This is a genomic window from Paraburkholderia sp. RL17-373-BIF-A (genome assembly GCF_046030175.1).
Classification (GTDB): Bacteria; Pseudomonadota; Gammaproteobacteria; order Burkholderiales; family Burkholderiaceae; genus Paraburkholderia.
Map to the genome: position 1 here is coordinate 1 of NZ_JARESO010000438.1, position 430 is coordinate 430.

General features: G+C 63.5%; 1 protein-coding gene. It reads right to left on the minus strand.

The genetic code is table 11. The annotated features are described in order from the left end of the window. Positions 1-430, minus strand: a 430-nt coding sequence (locus tag P0D80_RS51260; protein ID WP_408296639.1) for an IS3 family transposase, incomplete at both ends; no start/stop codon positions are given.

Below are 430 nucleotides of genomic sequence, written 5' to 3' on the forward strand. Positions count from 1 at the left end.
CATATTGACTTCCGCGATCGGAATGTAGCAGCAACCCGGCCGCGGGCTTGCGCTGCCAGCACGCGCCGCGCAGCGCCTGGCGGACCAGTTCCGCGTTGATACGCTCTGACATTGACCAGCCTATGATGCGTCGGCTTGCCAGATCCAGAATGGCAGCCAGGTATAACCAACCTTCGCCGGTCCTGATGAACGTGATGTCGCTGACCCACGCCTGATCAGGCTGCCACCCGTCAAAACGTCGATCAAGCAGGTTGGGCGCCACCGGTAGGCGGTGTGTCGAATCCGTCGTCACCCGATACGGGCGTTTGTAGACCGGCCGCAGCCCTAAGCGTTGCAAACTACGGCGCACACGTTCGGCGCTCGCCGGCTGGCCTTGGGTCCTTAATTGCCGCACGATCCGAGGACGGCCGTAGCTGCCGCGACTGGCGCG